The organism is uncultured Brevundimonas sp., assembly GCF_937870815.1.
Classification (GTDB): domain Bacteria; phylum Pseudomonadota; class Alphaproteobacteria; order Caulobacterales; family Caulobacteraceae; genus Brevundimonas.
Genome location: NZ_CALMZS010000043.1, coordinates 1 through 20,159, shown reverse-complemented (window position 1 = coordinate 20,159; position 20,159 = coordinate 1). Strand labels below are relative to the sequence as shown.

The 20,159-nt window shown below is 71.8% G+C and carries 26 protein-coding genes; 14 read left to right on the top strand and 12 right to left on the bottom strand.

Annotated elements, in window-relative coordinates; translation table 11 throughout:
* The first annotated feature begins 34 nt into the window (after window positions 1-34).
* The 9 genes from Q0588_RS02940 to Q0588_RS02900 are packed head-to-tail and all read left to right on the top strand — an operon-like array spanning window position 35 to window position 7,484.
* Window positions 35-1,093, top strand: a complete 1,059-nt coding sequence (locus tag Q0588_RS02940) for a heme o synthase (protein WP_298743616.1) — start codon at window positions 35-37, stop codon at window positions 1,091-1,093.
* 5 nt (window positions 1,094-1,098) lie between these two features.
* On the top strand, window positions 1,099-1,272 hold the full coding sequence (locus Q0588_RS02935) for a hypothetical protein (protein ID WP_298743614.1): 174 nt from the start codon (window positions 1,099-1,101) through the stop codon (window positions 1,270-1,272).
* Window positions 1,273-1,282: 10 nt separating this feature from the next.
* Window positions 1,283-1,846 carry a cytochrome c oxidase assembly protein gene (locus Q0588_RS02930; RefSeq protein WP_298743612.1) on the top strand — a complete coding sequence of 188 codons (564 nt, stop codon included), beginning with the start codon at window positions 1,283-1,285 and terminating at the stop codon, window positions 1,844-1,846.
* 50 nt (window positions 1,847-1,896) lie between these two features.
* Entirely contained in the window at window positions 1,897-2,805 is a 909-nt protein-coding gene (locus Q0588_RS02925) for a cytochrome c oxidase subunit 3 (protein WP_298743610.1), read from the top strand.
* Window positions 2,802-3,191, top strand: a complete 390-nt coding sequence (locus Q0588_RS02920) for a DUF983 domain-containing protein (protein ID WP_298743609.1) — start codon at window positions 2,802-2,804, stop codon at window positions 3,189-3,191. Before Q0588_RS02925 ends, Q0588_RS02920 begins: the two co-directional genes overlap by 4 nt.
* Window positions 3,192-3,905: an SURF1 family protein gene (locus tag Q0588_RS02915; RefSeq protein ID WP_298743607.1), complete on the top strand. Its 714-nt coding sequence runs from the start codon at window positions 3,192-3,194 to the stop codon at window positions 3,903-3,905.
* Between the two features lie 50 nt (window positions 3,906-3,955).
* The gene (locus Q0588_RS02910; protein WP_298743605.1) at window positions 3,956-5,167 is read left to right on the top strand and encodes a pitrilysin family protein; all 1,212 of its coding nucleotides are present in this window, start codon (window positions 3,956-3,958) and stop codon (window positions 5,165-5,167) included.
* 24 nt (window positions 5,168-5,191) lie between these two features.
* Entirely contained in the window at window positions 5,192-5,782 is a 591-nt protein-coding gene (locus Q0588_RS02905; RefSeq protein ID WP_298743603.1) for a GNAT family protein, read from the top strand.
* Window positions 5,783-5,816: 34 nt separating this feature from the next.
* Complete coding sequence (locus Q0588_RS02900; RefSeq protein WP_298743601.1) at window positions 5,817-7,484, top strand: bifunctional diguanylate cyclase/phosphodiesterase; 1,668 nt, start codon at window positions 5,817-5,819, stop codon at window positions 7,482-7,484.
* 3 nt (window positions 7,485-7,487) lie between these two features.
* Here the strand turns inward: Q0588_RS02900 and Q0588_RS02895 are convergent, their stop codons facing one another.
* Window positions 7,488-8,057, bottom strand: coding sequence for a YqgE/AlgH family protein (locus tag Q0588_RS02895; protein WP_298743599.1), 570 nt, complete (start codon window positions 8,055-8,057; stop codon window positions 7,488-7,490).
* Window positions 8,058-8,183: 126 nt separating this feature from the next.
* Here Q0588_RS02895 and Q0588_RS02890 point away from each other — a divergent pair, with 126 nt between their 5' ends.
* Together Q0588_RS02890 and Q0588_RS02885 are read left to right on the top strand one after the other, a co-directional pair.
* Window positions 8,184-8,669: a peroxiredoxin gene (locus Q0588_RS02890; RefSeq protein ID WP_298743597.1), complete on the top strand. Its 486-nt coding sequence runs from the start codon at window positions 8,184-8,186 to the stop codon at window positions 8,667-8,669.
* A gap of 41 nt (window positions 8,670-8,710) precedes the next feature.
* Complete coding sequence (locus tag Q0588_RS02885) at window positions 8,711-9,160, top strand: very short patch repair endonuclease (protein WP_298743595.1); 450 nt, start codon at window positions 8,711-8,713, stop codon at window positions 9,158-9,160.
* Here Q0588_RS02885 and Q0588_RS02880 read toward each other — a convergent pair.
* From Q0588_RS02880 to Q0588_RS02860, 5 genes are all read right to left on the bottom strand, one after another.
* Window positions 9,118-11,058, bottom strand: coding sequence for an ATP-binding protein (locus Q0588_RS02880; protein WP_298743593.1), 1,941 nt, complete (start codon window positions 11,056-11,058; stop codon window positions 9,118-9,120). The genes Q0588_RS02885 and Q0588_RS02880 overlap by 43 nt on opposite strands.
* Window positions 11,059-11,124: 66 nt before the next feature.
* Window positions 11,125-12,162, bottom strand: coding sequence for a quinone-dependent dihydroorotate dehydrogenase (locus Q0588_RS02875; RefSeq protein ID WP_298743591.1), 1,038 nt, complete (start codon window positions 12,160-12,162; stop codon window positions 11,125-11,127).
* Entirely contained in the window at window positions 12,153-12,509 is a 357-nt protein-coding gene (locus tag Q0588_RS02870) for a DUF952 domain-containing protein (protein WP_298743589.1), read from the bottom strand. The genes Q0588_RS02875 and Q0588_RS02870 overlap by 10 nt, the downstream gene beginning before the upstream one ends.
* Entirely contained in the window at window positions 12,506-13,009 is a 504-nt protein-coding gene (locus tag Q0588_RS02865; RefSeq protein WP_298743587.1) for a histidine phosphatase family protein, read from the bottom strand. The genes Q0588_RS02870 and Q0588_RS02865 overlap by 4 nt, the downstream gene beginning before the upstream one ends.
* Before the next feature lie 49 nt (window positions 13,010-13,058).
* Window positions 13,059-13,799 (bottom strand): methyltransferase domain-containing protein, encoded by a 741-nt coding sequence (locus Q0588_RS02860; RefSeq protein ID WP_298743585.1) that lies wholly within the window; start codon window positions 13,797-13,799, stop codon window positions 13,059-13,061.
* Window positions 13,800-13,843: 44 nt separating this feature from the next.
* Between Q0588_RS02860 and gloB the strand changes: the two genes are divergently transcribed.
* Window positions 13,844-14,572: a hydroxyacylglutathione hydrolase gene (gene gloB, locus Q0588_RS02855; protein ID WP_298743583.1), complete on the top strand. Its 729-nt coding sequence runs from the start codon at window positions 13,844-13,846 to the stop codon at window positions 14,570-14,572.
* A gap of 15 nt (window positions 14,573-14,587) precedes the next feature.
* Here the strand turns inward: gloB and Q0588_RS02850 are convergent, their stop codons facing one another.
* The 4 genes from Q0588_RS02850 to Q0588_RS02835 form a co-directional block, all read right to left on the bottom strand.
* Window positions 14,588-15,379 (bottom strand): DUF4908 domain-containing protein, encoded by a 792-nt coding sequence (locus tag Q0588_RS02850; protein WP_298743581.1) that lies wholly within the window; start codon window positions 15,377-15,379, stop codon window positions 14,588-14,590.
* A 48-nt stretch (window positions 15,380-15,427) separates the two neighbouring features.
* Entirely contained in the window at window positions 15,428-16,153 is a 726-nt protein-coding gene (gene phbB, locus Q0588_RS02845; RefSeq protein ID WP_298743579.1) for an acetoacetyl-CoA reductase, read from the bottom strand.
* A gap of 86 nt (window positions 16,154-16,239) precedes the next feature.
* Window positions 16,240-16,611: a GFA family protein gene (locus tag Q0588_RS02840; protein WP_298743577.1), complete on the bottom strand. Its 372-nt coding sequence runs from the start codon at window positions 16,609-16,611 to the stop codon at window positions 16,240-16,242.
* Window positions 16,608-17,360 (bottom strand): DUF72 domain-containing protein, encoded by a 753-nt coding sequence (locus Q0588_RS02835; protein WP_298743575.1) that lies wholly within the window; start codon window positions 17,358-17,360, stop codon window positions 16,608-16,610. The genes Q0588_RS02840 and Q0588_RS02835 overlap by 4 nt, the downstream gene beginning before the upstream one ends.
* Window positions 17,361-17,677: 317 nt before the next feature.
* On the opposite strand from Q0588_RS02835, the gene Q0588_RS02830 reads away from it, so the two are divergent.
* Window positions 17,678-18,103 carry a hypothetical protein gene (locus tag Q0588_RS02830; RefSeq protein ID WP_298743573.1) on the top strand — a complete coding sequence of 142 codons (426 nt, stop codon included), beginning with the start codon at window positions 17,678-17,680 and terminating at the stop codon, window positions 18,101-18,103.
* A 110-nt stretch (window positions 18,104-18,213) separates the two neighbouring features.
* Window positions 18,214-18,882, top strand: a complete 669-nt coding sequence (locus tag Q0588_RS02825) for a response regulator (RefSeq protein WP_298743571.1) — start codon at window positions 18,214-18,216, stop codon at window positions 18,880-18,882.
* A 102-nt stretch (window positions 18,883-18,984) separates the two neighbouring features.
* On the opposite strand, the gene Q0588_RS02820 is transcribed toward Q0588_RS02825, so the two are convergent.
* Window positions 18,985-19,521: a hypothetical protein gene (locus Q0588_RS02820; protein ID WP_298743570.1), complete on the bottom strand. Its 537-nt coding sequence runs from the start codon at window positions 19,519-19,521 to the stop codon at window positions 18,985-18,987.
* Between the two features lie 20 nt (window positions 19,522-19,541).
* On the bottom strand, window positions 19,542-20,159 hold a 618-nt coding region (locus tag Q0588_RS02815; protein WP_298743568.1), incomplete at its 5' end, for a DUF72 domain-containing protein.

Sequence of the window (20,159 nt, the reverse complement as noted above, 5' to 3'; positions counted from 1 at the left end):
TGCCGGGGAGCGGCCCTCGGGCGTTAGAGGAACCATGACCCGATCCGCCGCCGCGACCCCGATCTCCACGGCCCAGCCGGAAGACTTCTTCCAGCTGCTGAAGCCGCGCGTGATGTCGCTGGTGATCTTCACGGCGGTGACCGGCCTGGTCGTGGCGCGCGGCGACATCGGCCCGCTGACGGCGGCCATCGCCATCCTGTGCATCGCCGTGGGCGCGGGCGCGGCGGGGGCGCTGAACATGGCGCTGGAGGGCGAGACCGACGCCCTGATGCGCCGCACCCGGGGGCGGCCGGTGGCGGCCGGGCGCATCGGCAAGCACGACGCCATGGCCTTCGGCGTCATCCTGTCGCTGTTCTCGGTCATGCTGCTGGGCATGGCGACCAACTGGCTCGCCGGCGGCCTGCTGGCCCTGACCATCGTCTATTACGCCGGGTTCTACACCCTGCTGCTGAAGCGGCGGACGCCCCAGAACATCGTCATCGGCGGCGCCGCCGGGGCGTTTCCGCCGGTCATCGGCTGGGCCGCGGCGACCGGCTCGGCCCCGTGGCAGGCGTGGCTGCTGTTCCTGATCATCTTCCTGTGGACCCCGCCGCACAGCTGGGCGCTGGCGCTCTATTCGGCCGGCGACTACGCCCGGGCCGGAATCCCGATGATGCCGGTGGCGCGCGGGGCCCGCAGCACCCGGCGGCAGATCCTGCTCTACAGCCTCGTCTTCGTTCCCGTGGCGGTCGCGCCGGGGCTGACCGGCCCGGGCGGGCCGGTCTATCTGGCCGTGTCGATCGCCGGCGGCCTCGGCTTCCTGTTCCTCGCCCTGCGCCTGTGGCGCTCGCGGGCCGGCGACCAGCCCGACAAGGCCGAGGCCCCAGACCATTCTTCTCGAAGAATGGTCAAGGATGAAACCGGAGCGAAATCTGAGCCGAGCCGGACTACGTCCAACTCGACCGATTTCGCTCTGGGGCGAGAGGCCGCATTGTATGATGTGCGCGCCGAGGCCAGACCGGCCCGCAACCTGTTCGCCTTTTCGATCCTGTATCTGATGGCCCTGTTCGCGGCCCTGCTGGTCGAGAGCATGACCCCGCTGTTGAGGCCCTGACCGCCATGCGCCTGACCCCCGAACAACTCGCCGCCCGCAAGCGGCGCAACCTCGCCCTCGCCGCCGCGCTGGTCGCCTTCATCGTGCTGGTGTTCGCCACGACCATCCTGAAGCTGCAGGGCAACCGGGACGAAGCTGCCGACGGGGCCGCGGCCCGGCTGGTCGTGGAGCCCGATTGAGGGGGAGGCCATGAACCGCAAGAACCTGATCGCCATCGCCTGCGTCTTCGCCGTCATGGTCATGACCGGCGCGGCCTTCGCCGCCGTGCCCCTGTACCGGATGTTCTGCCAGGTGACCGGCTTCGACGGCACGGTCCGCAAGGCCGAGGCCGCCCCCGGGACCGTGCTGGACGAGACGGTGCTGATCCGCTTCGACACCAATGTCCGCGGCCTGCCGATGATTTTCCGCGCCGAGCAGGTCAGCCAGCGGGTGCGCATCGGCGAGACCGGCATGGCCTTCTTCGACGTGACCAACACCTCCGACCGGCCGATCCACGCCACCGCCGCCTACAATGTGGTGCCCGAGCGGGCGGGCCCCTATTTCCAGAAGCTGCAGTGCTTCTGCTTCGAGGGGCAGACGATCCAGCCCGGGCGGACGATGAAATTCCCCGTCCAGTATTTCGTCGCCCCCGAGATCGCCACCGACCGCGAGAGCCGCGGCGTGCGCGAGATCACCCTCAGCTACACCTTCTATCCGACCAAGGGCGCCGAAGACGCCGCAATCGCCGCGCCGGCTACTGGCGCGGGCGCATAGCGGACGCTATAGCCTCCCCACACGACTCTCGACCGTTGCAAGAGATCCAGATGGCCGACGCCCACGCCGTTCCGCATCACGACTATCACCTGGTGAACCCCAGCCCGTGGCCGCTGGTGTCCTCGATCGCCGTCGTGGTGATGATGGTCGGGGCCGTGGTCTGGATGAAGGGGCTGGCCCCCACCGACTCCGGTCCGCTGGCCGCGGCCCTGCTCTCGGACGGCAGCAAGCCGCTGTTCTTCGCCGGCCTCGCCGGGGTGCTGGTGTCGATGTTCGGCTGGTGGGCCGACGTCATCAAGGAAAGCCGCCAGGGCGACCACACCCCGGTGGTCTCGATCGGCCTGCGCTACGGCATGATCCTGTTCATCGCCTCCGAGGTGATGTTCTTCGCCGCCTTCTTCTGGATGTTCTTCGAGATGGCGGTCTTCAACGAGGCCCGCGGCCATATTCCCGAGATCGGCAACTGGGCCGAGACCGCCGCCGCCTGGTCGACCTGGCCGCCCCGGGGCGTCGAGGTGCTGGACGCCTGGCAGCTGCCGCTGCTCAACACCATCATCCTGCTGCTGTCGGGCACGACGGTGACCTGGGCGCACCACGCCCTGCAGGTCGGCGACCGCAAGGCCACCAAGATCGGCCTGGCCGTCACCATCGCCCTGGGCATGCTGTTCACCGCGATCCAGGCCTATGAGTACAGCCACATCATCCACGAGAACCTGTTCTTCAACGAAGAGGCGGTGAACTCGGGCCTGTACGGGTCGATCTTCTTCATGGCGACCGGCTTCCACGGCTTCCACGTGCTGATCGGGACCATCTTCCTGACCGTCTGCCTGCTGCGCATCCTCGCCGGCCAGATGACGCCGCAGAAGCATTTCGGCTTCGAGGCGGCGGCCTGGTACTGGCATTTCGTCGACGTCGTCTGGCTGTTCCTGTTCGCCTTCGTCTACGTCACCTTCGGGTGACGACGGGACCGTCAGCTCCGGACCCTCGGCCGGCGCGGATCGACCCGATCCGCGCCGGTCTGCTTTGCCGCTGTCCGAACTGCGGCGAGGGACGCCTGTTCGCCGGCTTCCTGAAGGTGGCCGGGCGCTGCGAAATCTGCGGCTTCGACTTCACCCGGCTGAACACCGGCGACGGGGCCGCGGTGTTCGTGATGCAGATCGCCGGCGCGCCGGTGGTGTTCGGGGCCCTGTTCGTCCAGCTGGCGTATGATCCGCCGATCTGGGCCATGCTGGCCGTGGCCCTGCCGCTGGTGGCGGGGCTGTCGCTGGGTCTGATGCGGCCCGCGAAGGGCGTCATGATCGCCCTGCAGATGAGGAACCATTCCTCCCCCTCAGGGGAGGACTAGATGCGCCGCTTCCCCTGGGGCCTGACCATCGCCTCGGCGCTGGCCTTCGCCGTCCTGATCGCGCTCGGCCTCTGGCAGGTCCAGCGGCTGCAGTGGAAACAGGGCCTGATCGCCCGGGCCGAGACCGCCGCCGCCGCCCCGCCGAAAGCCCCCGCCGATGTCCTCGGCGCGGACGATCCCGAGTTCGGCAAGGTGTCGCTGACCTGCCCGGGCCTGGCCACCGCGCCGTTCGTGGAGCTCCGGACCATCCACCGGGGCCGGCCCGGCGTCCGCCTGATCTCGGCCTGCCGCCATCCCGGCTATGGCCGGACCCTGCTGGTCGACCGGGGCTTCGTCGAGGATGCCGTGCCCGCCCGCCCGCCCGTCTCGGCGTCGGGGGCGCCGGTCCGGCTGGTCGCCCAGGTGCGTCGGACGCCTGCCCCGGGTCCGATGGCCCTGGCCGCCGAGGGACGCCGCTTCTACGCCCGCGACAACGCCGCCATGGCCCGCGCCCTCGGCGTCGACGGGGGCGTGGCCCCCTGGACCCTGTTCGCCCTGACCTCCTCCAATCCGGACTGGCCGGCGCTGGAGCCGTCCGCGCCCCCCGCCGCCTTCGCCAACAACCATCTCGGCTATGCGATCACCTGGTTCGGACTGGCGCTGGCCCTGGCCGGTGTCTACATCGCCCTGCTCCGCCGCCAACCGCGCGGCGACCCGCGAAAGAGCCCCTCCTGACCGCCACCCTCCACACCCTGTCCAACGGCGTCCGCGTCGTCTGCGATCCGATGCCCGGCCTGCGCACCCTGGCCCTGACCGTGGCCGTGCGCGGCGGCGCCAGATGGGAGGACGAGGCCCGCTCCGGCTGGTCCCACTGCCTCGAACACCTGGTGTTCAAGGGGGCGGGCGACATGGGCGCCCGCGACATCGTCGAGCGCATCGAGGCCGAGGGCGGCTCGCTCAACGCCTCGACCGGCTATGAGCGGACCACCTTCGAGGTCCGCGCCCTGCACGGCTCCCTGCCCCTGGCCATGCAGGTGGTGTCCGACCTGGTGTTCCGCCCGCGCCTCGACCCGGACGAGATCGAGCGCGAGAAGGACGTGGTGGCCCAGGAGATCGCCGAGGCCTTCGACACCCCCGACGACCACGTCTTCGAAATGGCCCAGACCCGCGCCTTCGAGGGCCAGCCGCTCGGCCGGCCGATCCTCGGCTCGGTGGCCAGCCTGGAGCCGCTCACGCGGGCCTCGATCAGCGACTGGCGGGCCCGGCTGTATTCGCCGGACCGGATGGTCGTGGCCGCCTCCGGGGCGGTGGACGAGGCCGGGCTGCTGGCCCTGGCCGAGCGCTGGTTCGGCGGCGAGGCGGCCACGCCCGCGGACGCGCCGGCGGCCTCGCGCTTCACCGGCGGCCACGCGGCCCTGTCGCGGCGGATCGAACAGGCCAACCTCGTTTTCCAGCTGCCCGCCCCGTCGGCGGCCGATCCCGCCTATGCGGCGGCGCGGCTGATGGCCGAAATCCTCGGCGGCGGCATGGCCTCGCGCCTGTTCCAGAGCGCCCGCGAGGACCGCGGCCTCGCCTACGCCATCGACGCCTACCAGGAGCCGTATGAGGACGCGGGCGTCCTCGGCATCTATGCGGGCGCCGCCGCCGACCGGGCGGTGGAGCTGGCCCGGGTGTGCGCGGCCGAGCTGAGGGCGCTGGCCTCGGACGGCCCGACCGCGGCCGAGCTGGCGCGCGCCAAGGCGGTGATGAACGCCGGCCTGTGGATGTCGGACGAGAGCCCGGCCGCCCGGGCCGGCCGCGCCGCCAGCCAGGTGCTGATCTTCGGCGCGCCGGTCGCCTCCCGGGTGATGGCCGACCGGACCCTGGCCCAGACCGTCGACGATGTCCGCGCCGCCGCGGCCCGGTCCCTGTCGGCGGGCCGGGCGGCGACCGCGGTGCTGGGCCCCAGGGCCGCCGCCGCGGCCGGCCCCGCCTTCCGCGACGCCCTTTTCGGCTGAGCGTCCGGCGGCTATCGTCCCGGCATGGCCCTGCTCGACTGGATCAACGACGCGACCGGCTCCGTCGTCCGGGGCGAGGGCGTCACCCTGCGGCCGCCGCGGAGCTCGGACTACGAGGCCTGGGCCGCCCTGCGCCAGGCCTCGCAGGCCTATCTGCAGCCGTGGGAGCCGACCTGGCCCGAGGACGACCTGACCCGGCCCGCCTTCAGACGCCGCCTGTCGATCTACGCCCGCGAGATGGAGGCCGGCAACGCCTGGCCCTATTTCATCCTCGCCGGGCCGGACCAGGCCCTGGTCGGGGCCGTCACCCTGTCGAACGTGCGTCGCGGCGTCGCCGAGGCGGGGTCGCTGGGCTACTGGATCGGCCGGCCCCATGCGGGCCGGGGCCACGCCACCGCGGCGGTCCGGGCCGTGGTCGCCCACGCCTTCGACACCCTGAAGCTGCACCGGGTCGAGGCCGCCTGCGTGCCGACCAACCTGGCCTCGCGGCGGGTGCTCGAGAAGGCCGGCTTCGCGCTCGAGGGGCAGGCGCGGGCTTATCTTAAAATTAACGGCGCATGGGCAGACCATCTGCTGTTCGGCATCGTCAATGACGCGGCCGGACGCGGCGGCTGACCCGGGCGCCGTCCTGTCAGGATCGTCACGCGTTTTGAATACTCGCTCCAGAAGTCTGGCCTGGGACGCGACGACCGCCATCGAGGCGTTGGCCGCTGCGGACGCGGCGCTGTGGATCTGGACCCCGGCCGACGACCGGATGCGTTTCACCGGGGCGACCCGCGCGCTCGGCCTCGGACCGCTGGCCCCGGAGTGTTCGGGCGCGGCCTTCACCGCCGTGGCCGTGCCCTCGGACCGGGCCCTCGCCGAACGCATCCTCAAGCCGCAGGAGGAGGGCTCCGAGGTCGCCGTGCGCCTGCGCATGCGCGACGCCGAGACCTGCATCTGGCGCGGCGTCTGGCTCGAGGACGGCCTGCGCGCCGCCGGGGTGGTGGCGCTGGAGACCAAGTTCGCCGCCTCGCACCGGGATCATCTGACCGGCCTGCTGGACCGCCGCACCTTCCTCGCCCGCGTCGGCGAGACCCTGACCCAGCCGGGCGACTACGACCTCGTGGTCGCCGACGTCGACCGCCTGCGCCGCCTCAACGAGGCGCTCGGCCACGAGCGCGTGGACCTGGTGCTGGCGGCGCTGGGCTCGCGCCTGAACGGGGCCTTCGCCCAGGACGCCAACCCGGCCCGCGTCGGCGAGGACGAGTTCGCGGTCATCGTGCCGCGCGGGTCCGGGGCCGCCTCGGAACGGCTGCGCGAGGCGCTGGAGCAGCCGCTGCGGGTGGCCGGGTTCGACATCTATCCGACCGTGTCGATCGGCGCCGTGGCCGCCGAGGGCGGGCCGGACGCGCCCGACCCGGCCGAACTGCTGCGCCGCGCCGAACTGGCCGTCGAACAGGCCAAGACGGCCGGCCGCGGCGGGGCCGCCGCCTACGGCCGGGCGCTGGAGACCGACGGCCTGTCGCGGCTGGCGCTCGAGGCCGATTTGCGCAACGCCTTCGTGCGCGGCGAGATCGAGCCCTTCTACCAGCCCATCGTCAATCTCGAGACCGGGGCGGTGGCCGGGTTCGAGGCCCTGGCCCGCTGGCGTCACCCGCAGCGCGGCCTGGTCCCGCCCGACGCATTCCTCGGCCTGGCCGACGAGATGGGCCTGATGAACGAGCTGGGCCTGCTGATGATGACCCGGTCGGCGCGCCAGCTGGCCGAATGGCTGGCCCGGCATCCGTCGGCCGGCCGGCTGTTCTGCAGCGTCAACCTGTCGGTCGGCGAGATCGAGCGGGCCAATCTGGTCGAGGACGTGGCCCGCATCATCGCCGACGCCGGCCTGCCGCGCGGCGCCCTCAAGCTGGAGGTCACCGAGGGCGACATCATGCGCGACACCACGCGCGCCGCGGCCGTCCTGACCCGGCTGAAGGATGTCGGGGCCTCGCTGGCCCTCGACGACTTCGGCACCGGCTTCTCGTCGCTGACCTGGCTGGCCAAGCTGCCGTTCGACACGCTGAAGATCGACCGCTATTTCGTGCTGACCATGGACGCCGACGAGGGCTCGGCCAAGATCGTCAAGTCGGTGGTCAACCTCGGCCGCGACCTGTCGCTGGAGGTGGTCGCCGAGGGCGTCGAGAACGCCGGCCTCGCCAAACTCCTGCTCGAGGCCCAGTGCCACTACGGCCAGGGCTTCGGCTACGCCCCCGCCCTGCCGGCCCAGGAGGCCGAGGTCTATCTGAACGAGTCCCTCGCTGACGGCAGCGCGCCGATCAAGGCGCGGTCGGCCTGACCGTCAGGCCCGCCCGCTCTGCCCCGACAGCTGGGCCGGATCGATGCCCAGGCCGGCCACGGCGCGGGCCCATTTGCCCTCGTAGTCCGGATCGAAGATCAGCTCCGGATCGGCGTCGGCGGTGAGCCAGACGTTCTCGCCCAGTTCGTCCTCCAGCTGGCCCTCGCCCCAGCCGGCGTAGCCGAGCAGCAGCACCGAGCGCCGCGGCCCGCCGGCCGGATCGACCATGGCCGCCAGCGCCTCGCGCGTGCCGGTCATGGCCAGGCCGTCGCCGAAGGCCAGGGAGGCGTCCTCGACCAGCCAGTCGTCGGTGTGCAGCACGAAGCCGCGCTCGCGCTCGACTGGCCCGCCGACCAGCACGGCGCGGCCGGCGGCCGCGTCCGGGGCCGGGGTCTCGAGCCTGTCCAGCACCGCCTTCAGGTCGACGCCCGGGGCCGGCCGGTCGAGCCGCAGGCCCATGGCGTGGTCCGGGCGGTGGGCGCAGACCAGGATGACGGCGTGCTCAAAGCGCGGATCGCCTATCCCGGGCATGGCCACCAGCAGCCGCCCGGCGAGGGAGTCGAAATCGTTCATGCCCCTATCATCGGGAGCGGGCGCGGCGGGCGCAAGGCCGGCGGCCGCGGGAAAGGTTGGCGCGGACCGCCACAGCGCCTATCTGGACCGGGCGTCCTTCCCTCCCACCCTGCTCCGGAGCCTGCCATGACCGTCCAGATCGGCGACCGCATCCCCTCGGCCACCCTGACCCGCGCCACCGACGACGGCCCGAAGCCGGTCTCCACCGACGAGGTTTTCGCCGGCAAGACCGTGGCCCTGTTCGCCGTGCCGGGCGCCTTCACCCCGACCTGTTCGGCCAAACACCTGCCGGGCTTCAAGGAACAGCGCGAGGCGCTGGCCGGCAAGGGCGTCGACACCGTCGCCTGCCTGTCCGTCAACGACGCCTTCGTGATGGGCGCCTGGGCCGACAGCCAGGGCGTCGGCAAGGACGACATCCTCATGCTCGCCGACGGCAACGGCGACTTCACCCGCGCCCTCGGCCTGTCGATGGACGCCAAGGGCTTCGGCATGGGCGAGCGCTCGCAGCGCTATTCGATGATCGTCCGGGACGGCGTGGTCGACCAGCTCAATGTCGAGCAGCCGGGCGAGTTCAAGGTGTCCTCGGCCGAGCACCTGCTGACCCGGCTCTGAGGAGGGGCGCCAACGCTCGCTGCTTGAGCGCCGATTGCCCGATGGCCACCGACGTCTTCACGCCCGAACAGCGCAGCGCCGTGATGCGGCGGGTGAAGGGGCGCGACACCGGGCCGGAGCGGGCCGTGCGGCGCATCCTGCGCGCGGCCGGGATCGGCTACCGGCTCGGCGGCGCCGGTCTGCCCGGACGGCCCGACCTGGTGATGAAGGGGCGGCGCACGGCGGTGTTCGTGCACGGCTGCTTCTGGCACGGCCACGACTGCCCGCGCGGGGCCCGGGCCCCCAAGGCCAACGCCGCCTACTGGTCCGCCAAGATCGACCGCAACCGCGCCCGCGACGCGGCGGCGGCGGCGGCGCTGGAGGCGGCCGGCTGGCGGGTGCTGACGGTCTGGGAGTGCGGCCTCGGAGATCCGGGCTTCGCCGCCCGGCTGGTCGCGGCGGTGCGGGATCAGGCGGCGGCGCTCTCGACGGCGCCCTCGCCGTCCGCCTGAGCCGACGTCATCACATGGTTGATCGCCCCCAGCAGCATGGGCGGGGTGATCGGCTTGGGCACGAAATAGGTCATCCCGGCCTCGGTGCAGGCGGCGATGTCCTCCGGCGCCGTGTCCGCGGTCACGGCGATGACCGGGGCCAGGGCGTTGGGACCGTCGCCGGCGCGGAGGCGGCGGGTCGTCTCGCGCCCGTCGAGCTCGGGCATCCGCACGTCCATGAAGATCAGGTCGAAGGCGGTGTGCTCGCAGATCTTCAGCGCCGCCATGCCGTCGGCGGCGGTGGCGATGTCGCAGCCCAGGGGCTGGAGGATCAGCTGGATGGCGCGGCGATTGATGTCGTGGTCGTCGACGACCAGCACCCGCATCGGCCGCCCCTCCTCGTCGTCGGCCGCCGGCTCCGGCGCCGGCTGGGGGGCGCCGCGGGCCGCCTCGGCCAGCGACTGCGCCGGCGGCGGCGGCGTGGCCGGGGCGGAGGGCCGGGTCGACGGGCCGCTCGACAGGGCGCGGGCGACGGCGGCGCGGCTCTCCTGATCGAGCGCCGAGGCGACGGCGACGGCGGCCCGGGCGGCGTCCAGCCGGAGGGCGAGGGTGAAGCGCGCGCCGTCGCCGACGCGGCTGCGCGCCGTCAGCCGGCCGCCCATCAGCTCGGTCAGCTGCCGGCTGATCGACAGCCCCAGGCCGGTGCCGCCGTGCCGGGCGCTGACGCCGTCGGCGGTCTGGTCGAACGGCGTGAACAGCCGCGCCAGCTGCTCGGGGGTCATGCCCGGCCCGGTGTCGGCCACCTCGATCAGCACGGCGTGGCCGCCCCCGTCCTCGGGCCAGGCGTCGAGCCGCAGGGTGATGGAGCCCGCGACCGTGAATTTCATGGCGTTGGAGATCAGGTTGTTGAGCACCTGCCGCAGCCGCATCGGATCGCCGCGCACCGCGCCGGGCACGTTCGCGGCGCCCTCGATCCTGAATTTCAGCCCCTTGGCCCGGGCCGGGCCGCGCCACAGCCGCGCCGACTGGTTCAGCAGGTCGCGCAGGTTGAAGTCGACCGCATCGACGGTCATGTGCCCGGCCTCGAGCTTGGCGTGGTCCAGCAGGTCGTCCAGCAGCGCCTTCATCATGAAGCCGGCGTCGTTGATCAGCCGCGCCTGGGCCCGGGCGGCGCCGTCCGTGGCCCCCCGCTCCAGTTCGGCCGAGCCCGTCAGGATGGCGCTGATCGGGGTGCGCAGGTCATGGCCGACGGCCGCGAGGAAGGCGCTGCGGCCCTCCATGATGCGCTCGGCGTCGGCGCGCTTCTCCTCGGCCTCGACGCGGGCGGCGTCCTCCGAGATCCGGGCCTGGTTCATGCGCTGCCAGGTCGACACGCAGTAGCTGATGAACACTCCGACCGCGACCGCGGCCGCCGTCACGAAGGCGGGCGACGCGCCGTGGGCGGCCATGAAGAAGGGCGTCGAGGCGAGGTAGAGGAATTGCGGCGCCGTCGTCAGCGCCAGCACCGAGGCCGAGCGCGGCGCGTTGATCATCGAATAGATGGCGGCGGCCGACAGCAGCATGGCCGCGCAGATGCCGCCCATGGGCCCGCCGACGATCCACAGCGGCACGGCCAGGCTGCCGAAATAGCCGGCGTTGACCATCAGGATCGCGTCGCCGGCCAGGCGTCGCAGGCCGCCGAGACGCTCGGTGCGGCCGGCGTTGACCGGGCCGAAGATCCACAGGTCCGTCAGCTGGACCAGGAAATAGCCCAGCACCCAGCCGGCGCTCAGGGACCAGCCGATCAGGGGGCTGAACACCAGGGCGCAGGCCGACGCCATGCCCATCCGCTGCAGCAGCGTCCTGCGCCGCTGGCGGATCGCCCCGGCCCAGCCGTCGACGGAGGGGGCGGCGGGCCTGTCGGCTTTGGCGATCGGCATGCGGCTCCCTCTGGGACCGGGCGTCTTGACCCTCGGGCATCCTGCCCGGCTTGCCCTAACGCTCCGTCAACGGGCGCTGGCGGCGGCCTCCGCGGCTGTGGAAAAGCCGTCGGCCTTCAGACGATCGGCCAGCTCGCGCTTGAGGCGGCCGACCAGGCCGGGCCCCCCGTAGACGAGGGCGCTGTAGATCTGCACCGCCGAGGCCCCGGCGCGGATGCGCCGATAGGCCTCCTCGCCGGAATCGATGCCGCCGACCGCGATCAGCGGCAGACGGCCGGCCGAGGCTTCGGCGGCCGCGCGCAGCGCCGCCGCGGCGGCGGCCTTCAGCGGCGCCCCGGACAGTCCGCCGGCCTCGCCCCTGTGCCGCGAGCGCAGGCTCTCCGGCCGCTCGAGGGTGGTGTTGGAGACGATCAGGGCGTCGAGGCCGTGATCCAGTCCGGCCTCGACGATCACGCCGATCTGCGCCGCCGTCAGGTCGGGCGCGATCTTCAGGAACAGCGGCGTCCGGTCTCCGGCCCGGGCCTCGGCCAGCCGTCCGAGCAGGTCGTCCATCGCCGCCCGGCCCTGCAGGTCGCGCAGCCCCGGCGTGTTCGGCGAGGACACGTTGACCGTCACATAGTCGGCCAGGCCCCTCAGGCGCGTCAGCCCGGCCACATAGTCGGCGGCCTTGTCCGCGGTGTCCTTGTTGGCCCCCAGATTGGCCCCCAGCGTCAGGCCGGCGGGCCGGCGCGCCAGCCGGGCGGCGAAGGCCTCGAGGCCGTCGTTGTTGAAGCCCATCCGGTTGATCACGGCGCGGTCCTCGGCCAGGCGGAACAGCCGGGGCCGGGGATTGCCGGGCTGCGGCCGCGGCGTCACCGAGCCGCATTCGACGAAGCCGAAGCCCAGCCGCGCCAGGCCGCGCAGCGCCTCCGCATTCTTGTCGAGGCCCGCCGCCAGCCCGACCGGGTTCGGCAGGCGCAGGCCGGCCACCGTGGTGGCCAGCACCGGGTCGTCGGCGGCGGGGGCGGGCAGGGGGACGACCTGCAGCGCCAGCAAAGCGAGGCGGTGCGCCGTCTCCGGGTCGACGGACCGCAGCGCGGCGGCGCCGATGTCGCTCAGGTCCATCCGGCCGTCCCGTCCTCGAACACCATGACCCCGTCGGCCCGCACCGCCAGCGCCCGCTCCGGCCCCGCCGCCGACAGGGGCAGGGGCTGGTACAGGTGGGGGAACAGGTCGCCGCCCCGCGAGGGCTCCCAGCGCAGCGCCCCGCCCAGCGCCGCGGGGTCCACGGCGACCAGCACCAGATCGGCCCGGCCGGCGAAATGCCGCCGCGCCGTCTCGGCCAGCTGGGCCGCGGTCGACAGGTGGATGTAGCCGTCGGCGCGGTCGACCTCGGACCCGGCATAGGCCCCGGCCGCGCGCGCCGCCGCCCATTCGGTCCGCCCGACCAGCTTGTAGACCGGACCGCTCATTCGCCGGCCAGGTCACGCGGCCGCAGCCAGCCTTCGAGGACCGGTCGCCCGGCCGCGTCCACGCTGAAGATCGCCGCCGCCCCGGGCGGGAAGCCGCCGGTCATGCGCTCGAGCACGGACGGCGAGGCGGCGCTTTCGACCAGGTATTCGACGGCCAGCAGGTGGACGCCCGGATTGTGCGCCACCAGCATCAGGCAGCCGGCCTCGTCCCCGGCGCCCTCGACGAGGCGGCGCAGGGTGTCGGCCCCGCCGTTGAACAGGGCCTCGTCGTCGCGGATCTGGACATCGCCGAAGGCGTCGTGGAGCAGGTCCCAGGTCTGGCGGGTCCGCGCCGCCGGCGACACCAGCGCCAGGTCGGGGCGCAGGCCGCGGGCCGCCAGGGCCCGGCCCATGGCGACGGCGTCGCTCCGGCCCCGCGCCGACAGGCCGCGATCGCGGTCGCGGCCCGAGCCGGCGGCCCGCTCGGCCTCGGCGTGCCGCATCAGGATCAGTCTCTGCATGTCCGCCCTTTAGGGCCTCGCGGCCGGGCTGCAAAGCGCCGGCGCCGGATCAGGGCCGGACCCGGCGGCTGCGCGAGGCCGGCTGGGGCTGCAGGGCCGGGGCCAGCACCGGGGCCGCGGCGGTCGCCCCGCCGGGGTGGACGCGGGCGTAGGCCTGTCGCGTCGCCTCCAGCAGGATGACCCCGGCGGCCCCGGGCAGGATCCGGCGTCCGACCTGTTCGAAACCGTCGGCGAGCGGCAGCAGCGGTCCCCACGGGGGCACATAGAGGGTCTGCGACCAGGCGGTCGGCTCCAGCCCCGCGTCGCGGACCAGCCGCTCCAGCTGCCGCCGGGTGAACGGCCGGCCGTGGCCGAACGGCGTCGCCTCGACCCGCGACCACAGCCCGCCCCGGGCGGCGGCGACCAGGATGATCCGTCCGGCCGGCGACAGGGTCCGCACCGCCTCCAGCAGCAGGCCGGCGGCGTCCTCCGCCTCCTCCAGCGCATGGATCAGCAGGATGCGGTCGAAGGCCCCGGCGGCGAACGGCAGGCGGCGGTCGTCGACCAGCACGGTGCGGTTGCGGCCCACGGCCGGCCACAGTTCGACGCCCTGCCCGCCCGGCATGGCGGCGACCACCCGGCGGGCGCCGACGAAGGCGTCCAGCCAGGGCGTGGCGTAGCCGACGCCGAGCACGTCGCAGCCGGCCGCCTCGCCCCAGGCGTCGTCGAGCCGCCGGGCCAGCAGGCGCCGCGCCAGCGCGCCGGCCGGCTCGCCGTAGAAGGTCCGGAGCTCCTCGATGCTGCGCCGCATAGGCTCACCATAGGCCGCGCGAAGGGCCGCTGCTACAATGCGCCATGCTTCTCGACGTTCGCCTGTTCCCCTGTCTTTCGGACAACTACGGCTTCCTCGTGCGCGACGCCGCCACCGGGACCGTGGCCGCGGTCGACACGCCCGACGCGGCCGCCATCCTGGCCGAGCTGGAGCGGTCCGGCTGGGGCCGGCTGGACATGATCCTCAACACCCACTGGCACCCCGACCACACCCAGGGCAATGCGGCGCTGCAGGCGGCCACCGGGTGCGAGATCGTCGGGCCCGGGGAGGTGCGCCGGGCCGCCCCGCTGGACCGGACCGTGCGCGGCGGCGACGTGGTCAGGCTCGGCGGGACGGCCCTGGAGGTCACCGACACCCCCGGTCACACGCTCGGCCACATCGTCTACCGGGACGCGGCCGGCGGTCAGGCCTTCGTCGGCGACACCCTGTTCGCCCTCGGCTGCGGCCGGCTGTTCGAGGGGACTCCCGAACAGATGTGGGACAGCCTGCAAAGGCTCGCCGCCTGGCCCGACGACACCCTGGTCTGGTGCGCCCACGAATACACCGCGGCCAACGCCCGCTTCGCCCTCAGCCTCGACGACCGGCCGCAGATGGCGGCCCGGGCCGCGGCGGTGTTCGCCGCGCGCGAGCGGGGCCAGCCGACGGTCCCCACTACCATCGGCGCGGAAAAGGCGTTCAACCCCTTCCTGCGGGCCGCCGACGCCGCCGACTTCGCCCTCCGCCGCGCCGCCAAGGACGGGTTCGCCGGCTGACCGCCGGGGACGGGCTCAGGACAGGATGGCGCGGATCACGCGGGCCGAGGAGGGCCGCCCCGCCATGCCCTCGGCCGGATCGACGGTGACGGTCAGCCGCCCGCGCGAATAGGTCACCCCGGCGCGCTCGCCCTCGACGACGGTGATGCTGCGCAGATCGCTGACATACTGGCGGGCGGTCGGCGAGCGGGCGATGCGGATGACCGCTTCGGTGGACACCACCAGGGCCTCGACGCACAGCGATTCCGACTGGTCGCCGTCCAGATTGACCTCGACCAGCCGGCCGACGACCTCGCTGACCATGGCGCTGCGCTGGGCCATCAGCCGGAACAGCAGGATCGGCCCGAGCGTCGGCGGCGTCAGGCTCTGGCCCGCGCCCGTGAACGAGGCGGGCGATCCGCCGGGCGCGCGCGGCGTATAGACGGTGACGCCGCCGCTGGGGGTCACCCTCAGCACCTGCTCGCCGGCGTCGTTGCGATAGATGACGTCGCCGCGCGGGGCCGCGCTGGGCCTCAGCACCCAGGTTTCGTCGCGGCGCTCGAAGCGCAGCAGCGGATGGCGGCCCGAACGGTCGAGGATGAAGCCCTCGCCGGAGTCCGCCACATAGCGGCCGACCGGCGGCAGGGCCGGCGAGGACGGCCGCCGGTGCTTCAGCGCGCGGCTCTGTTCGGCCTGCACATTGCCGCGGTTCTGGGCGGCCGTCCCGGAAGGCGCGGCCAGCAGCGACAGCACGGCCGCCGCGAGGGCGATCGCCACCGCGGCCGGAAGCGGCCCGCGCGCCGTCCTGACCCTCGCCGTCAAATCCATGCGGACTTCGTGGAATCGCCGCGCGGCGGATTTTGGGCGGACGGGGGGCTAGCCGACCAGATACTGACCGCCGTTCAGGGACAGGGTGCAGCCTGTGACATATCCGGCACGTTCCCCCGCCAGCCACGACACCATGTCGGCGATTTCCTCGCCCTTTCCGAGCCGGCCGACGGGAATCTGGGCGATGATCCCGGCCAGCACCGTCTCGTCCATGGCCCCGACCATCTCGGTGTCGATATAGCCCGGGGCGATGCAGTTCACGGTCACCCCCTTGCGCGCGTTCTCCAGCGCCAGGGCCTTGGTGAAGCCGATCATCCCGGCCTTGGCGGCGGAATAGTTGGTCTGGCCGATCTGGCCCTTCTGGCCGTTGATCGAGGAGATGTTGACGATGCGGCCGAAGCCCCGCTCGCGCATGCCGCCGATCACCTGGCGCGTCATGTTGAAGACGCTGTCCATGTTGACGCGGATCACGTCCGACCACTGGTCGGCGGTCATCTTGTGGAAGAAGCCGTCGCGGGTGATGCCGGCGTTGTTGACCAGGGTGTCGATCGGGCCCAGCCGGGCCTCGACCTCGGCCACGGCGCGCTGGCAGTCCTCGAACGAGCCGACATTGCCCTTGACCACCATGACGCCGAGCTCGCGCGCGGTGGCCTCGGCCGCCTCGGCGTTGCCGGAATAGCCGGCGGCGACGGCCATGCCGTCCTCCTTCAGCCGCTGGACGATCGCCTTGCCGATGCCGCGGGTGCCGCCCGTGACCAGAGCCACTCGTGCCATGTCCGTTTCCTGTCCCTGTATGGCCCGCTCTGACGGGGGCCCGTTCATCCGGAGGTTTAGCCTCGGGAGGGGCCAGGGGCTAGGGGCTACCCGCCGTTGCGCCCGTCCACATGGCGGACCGGCACGGCGTCCAGATCGAAGTCGTCGAACAGCCGGGCGTTCAGGACGATGCGCGCGGGCCGGTCCTCGCCCTCGTCCGTCGTCCAGGCGTCGGATTCGGCGAACACGGCGCAGCCGCAGGTCGTGCAGTGATGGAAGGTCATCATCCGGTCGCCCCACTGGTAGGCGGCCAGGATCTCCGGGGTGAGGCTCATCTCGACCTCCCCCGGCGCATAGTAGGCGGCCAGCGTCCCGCGTTTGGTGCAGCTCGAACAGTTGCAGTGCGTCACCGTCTCGGGCGCCGGGGCGGCGAATCGCTGGGCCCCGCAGTGGCAGCTTCCCCGCACCTGGCCCGTCACTGGCCCAGCCTCGCGATCAGGGCCTGGGCCGCGGCCGGATTGCGCACCTTGGCCCCGGCGATGAAATAGGCGAAGACGTCGCCCCGCCCGGCCCATTCGCGCGCCCGGGCGGCGATGCGGTCCAGCTCGTCCGGGGTCAGGCCGGTCGGTTCGTCCTCCCGGCTCGACATCAGGCGCGCATAGGTGAACTCGGCGGTCGGCTGGTCGATCCTCGGCCACCCGGGCGCCTCGTCGTCCTCGGCGTAGACGATGGCGGCGCCGTATTCCGCCGCCAGGTCGTAGAATTCCTGCGTGTCGAAACTGGCGTTGCGCACCTCCAGCGCATGGCGCAGGTGCACGCCGTCCTGTTCCTTCGGCAACAGCTTCAGGAACGCCTCGAAATCCGCTGGATCGAACTTCTTGGTGGCCATGAACTGCCAGTTGATCGGTCCCAGCTTGTCGCCCAGCGCCGTCAGCCCCTGGTCGAGAAACCGCCCGACGCTCTCGCCGCCCTCCGACAGGACCTTGCGGTTGGTGCAGAACCGGCTGGCCTTGATCGAAAACACGAAACTGTCCGGCGTCTCGTCGCGCCACTTCATCCAGGTCCCGGGCTTGAACCCGGAATAGTAGGTGCCGTTGATCTCGATGCTGGTCAGGGCCCGCGAGGCGAACTCCAGCTCGCGTTTCTGCGTCAGGCTATCCGGATAGAACACCCCCCGCCACGGCTCATAGGTCCAGCCGCCGACGCCGACGCGAATGGTTCCGGTCATGACAGGCTCCGCTTGGGTCAGAAGATCAGGACCTTAAACATAGCCGGGATTGGCTGGTGGTTCAGCCGCCGATCAGCATGGGGCGGGCAGCCTTCGCCCCGCTGACGAGGATGGCGCCGGTCGCGGCTGTTCTTCATCCCGGCCCTTGCTGACCGGCCGCTGTCAGCAAGCGCAGCGACGGCGCGCCAAATCCAATGATGCAACCGTACTAATACTGTCTGTAGGCTCTATAACTCTACCGGTATGGAGTACCCGGAACGATCTGCGTCGACCAGACATTATGGTTACCCGGGGGTTAATCAGTAAGGCGTAACAGTATGCGTATCGTGTCCATTCTGATCGGCGTGGCGGTTGGCGCCTATATTACCTGGAAAGCCGTATCTCCTTTACCTGAGTCGCCAACTCCATGCCTCGACGGTACAGGCTGCGCCGGCCCGCCGGTTCGGATCGCGTCGCTTGAAGCGCACCGTCCAGGTTTGCAGATCGCCCTCTATGATCCGGCGATGGAGCCGGAACGGCTCTATGCGACCGAGGAGCCGCACCCGGCCTGGACTTCTTCGGCGGAGGCCGAACCGGCCGGCCGTAGTCCGGGCGCACGCTTCGGATCGATGTCGGCGGGCCTGCGTCAGGCCGTGGACTTCAAACTGGCCCCGCTCGGCCGGCCCGGCTCCCACGGTCTCTGCCTCGTCCCCGAAGACGGAAAGCGCCGCTGCGTTGCATTGATCGCCGCGCCGCAGGAATAGGGCGACGGCAACCTTTTAAAGCGAACGTGGTTAAAGCGGATGGTTTTCCGGCGCGGGATTCGCGCCTCCGGCCCACCTTCCCGGGCCATACGTCCGTCAGGACACAGCCTGTGCAGGTCGATCGCCTCGTCCATATCGTCGATGCGGATGCAGACACCAGGGTCCATGGGGCCCGGCGGCTTCGCTCGGCGGGCTATGACATCCGCAGCTATGCGTCAGGCGACGATTTCCTGCGCCGCCAGCCCGACCCCTATCCCGGCTGTGTCCTGCTGGACATTCACCTGCCGGAACCGGACGGACTGGCCATTCAGGACCAGCTGATCGCGAGCGGTGTGACGATGCCGGTCATCCTTTTCACCGGGGATAACGACATGGAGCTCGCCGCCCACGCCATGCGGGCGGGCTGCCTGCATTTTCTGGAAAAGCCCTACGATGACGCCGACCTGCTCGGCATGGTCGCCGATGCGTTCGAGAGGCTCGCCGCCACCGAGGTCGGCATGGACCGCAAGGCGGCCGCCGTCGCCCGGCTGGCGCTTCTGTCTCCTCGCGAGACCCAGGTGATGGAAGGCCTGCTTGCGGGAATGCCGAACAAGTTGATCGCGCACAGCCTTGAGATCAGTATACGGACGGTTGAGATGCATAGGCTCCATATGATGGAAAAACTGAAGGCCCGGAGCCTCGTTTCTGTCTTCAGGATTTGGGTTGAAGCCAACTGGGCCGCACCGGACCGTGCGTTGGTAGAACTACCATCTACACAGGCTCTGAAGATCGCGCCATAACGTTGCCGGGGGCTTCCAAGGAACTTCGACATCTCCCGTCTCCATTGGGTTTTTCCATTCAGGGACCATGCGGTCCTGATCTGGGGTGCGCTGGCCGCGACGCTACTGGGCGTCCTGGCGGCCTTGCAGCTTGACCTCCTCATCGCCGCGGGCGAGCGGCTCATGCATCCGGCCGGTCAGCAGGCGCTGATCCGCGACGCCGTCTCCGCCGGTTTGACAGGCCTCCTGCTCTGGGTGGTCTGCGCCCTTGTCGCCCGGGCCATAATCCGGACCACCCTCAAGCCGTACGACGCCCTGGCCGATCATTTCGAACGGCTGGCGGACGGTCATGTCGATGGTCCCCTTGATCTCCGGGGCCCGGTTACGGGCGTCGGTCGCCTGGCGCGCGCGGTCGCTGTCTTCCAGCACAAGGCCCAGACGAGCCAGCGGGCCCAGGCCGATCTCCAGGCACGCTATGACAGCCTCGTGCAGGAGCAGGCCGATGAGCGTCGTCTGCTCATGGGCATGCTGATGAGCGGACGGCTCGACCCGGGGGGCCAGGCGTCCGGCCGGCGATCCCCGGCCGGCCCGGCGGCGGTCGATTTCGACATCCCCGAGTCTTCCGCGGCGGTGCGAGCAGAGGGCGGACCGCCCCCTCACTCCGGGCGCTACGACAGCCTCTACCAGGAAAGCCCCGACGAGCGTCGTCTGCTGATGGGGCTGCTGATGAGCAGCCGGTTCGAGCGGGAGGGCCCGGCCTCCGCCCTTCGATCCTCCGCGGGCGCGGCCCCCGAATCCGTTCGCGGACCGACGGCGCACACCGGGCGGGTCATCGATCCGACCGGTCGCATGGCGTTTTCACCAAGGAAGGTTGCGGAGCGTCCGCTGGAAACCTCGGTCGCCCCCGAGCTCATGCTGGACTTCGCCCTGCTCAGGCGCTGAGCCCGCCGCCCCACAGGGCTCCGGCGCGTCCGCCCTGCAAGACGGCCAGGCCTCAATAGGCCGATCGGCCCCAGCTTGTCGCCGAGCGCGGTCAGGCCCTGGCCGAGGAAGCGCTCCATCGACTCGCCCATGCCGGCCAGCACCTTGCGGTTGATGCAGTAGCGGCTGGCCCTGACCGCGAAGACGAAGCCCTCCGGCGTCTCGTCCCGCCACTTCATCCAGCTGTCGGGCTTGAAGGTCGAATAATAGGTGCCGTTGATCTCGATCGAGGTCAGGGCGCGGCTGGCGAACTCCAGCTCGCGCTTCCGGGCCAGCCCCTCGGGATAGAACACCCCCCGCCACGGCTCATAGGTCCA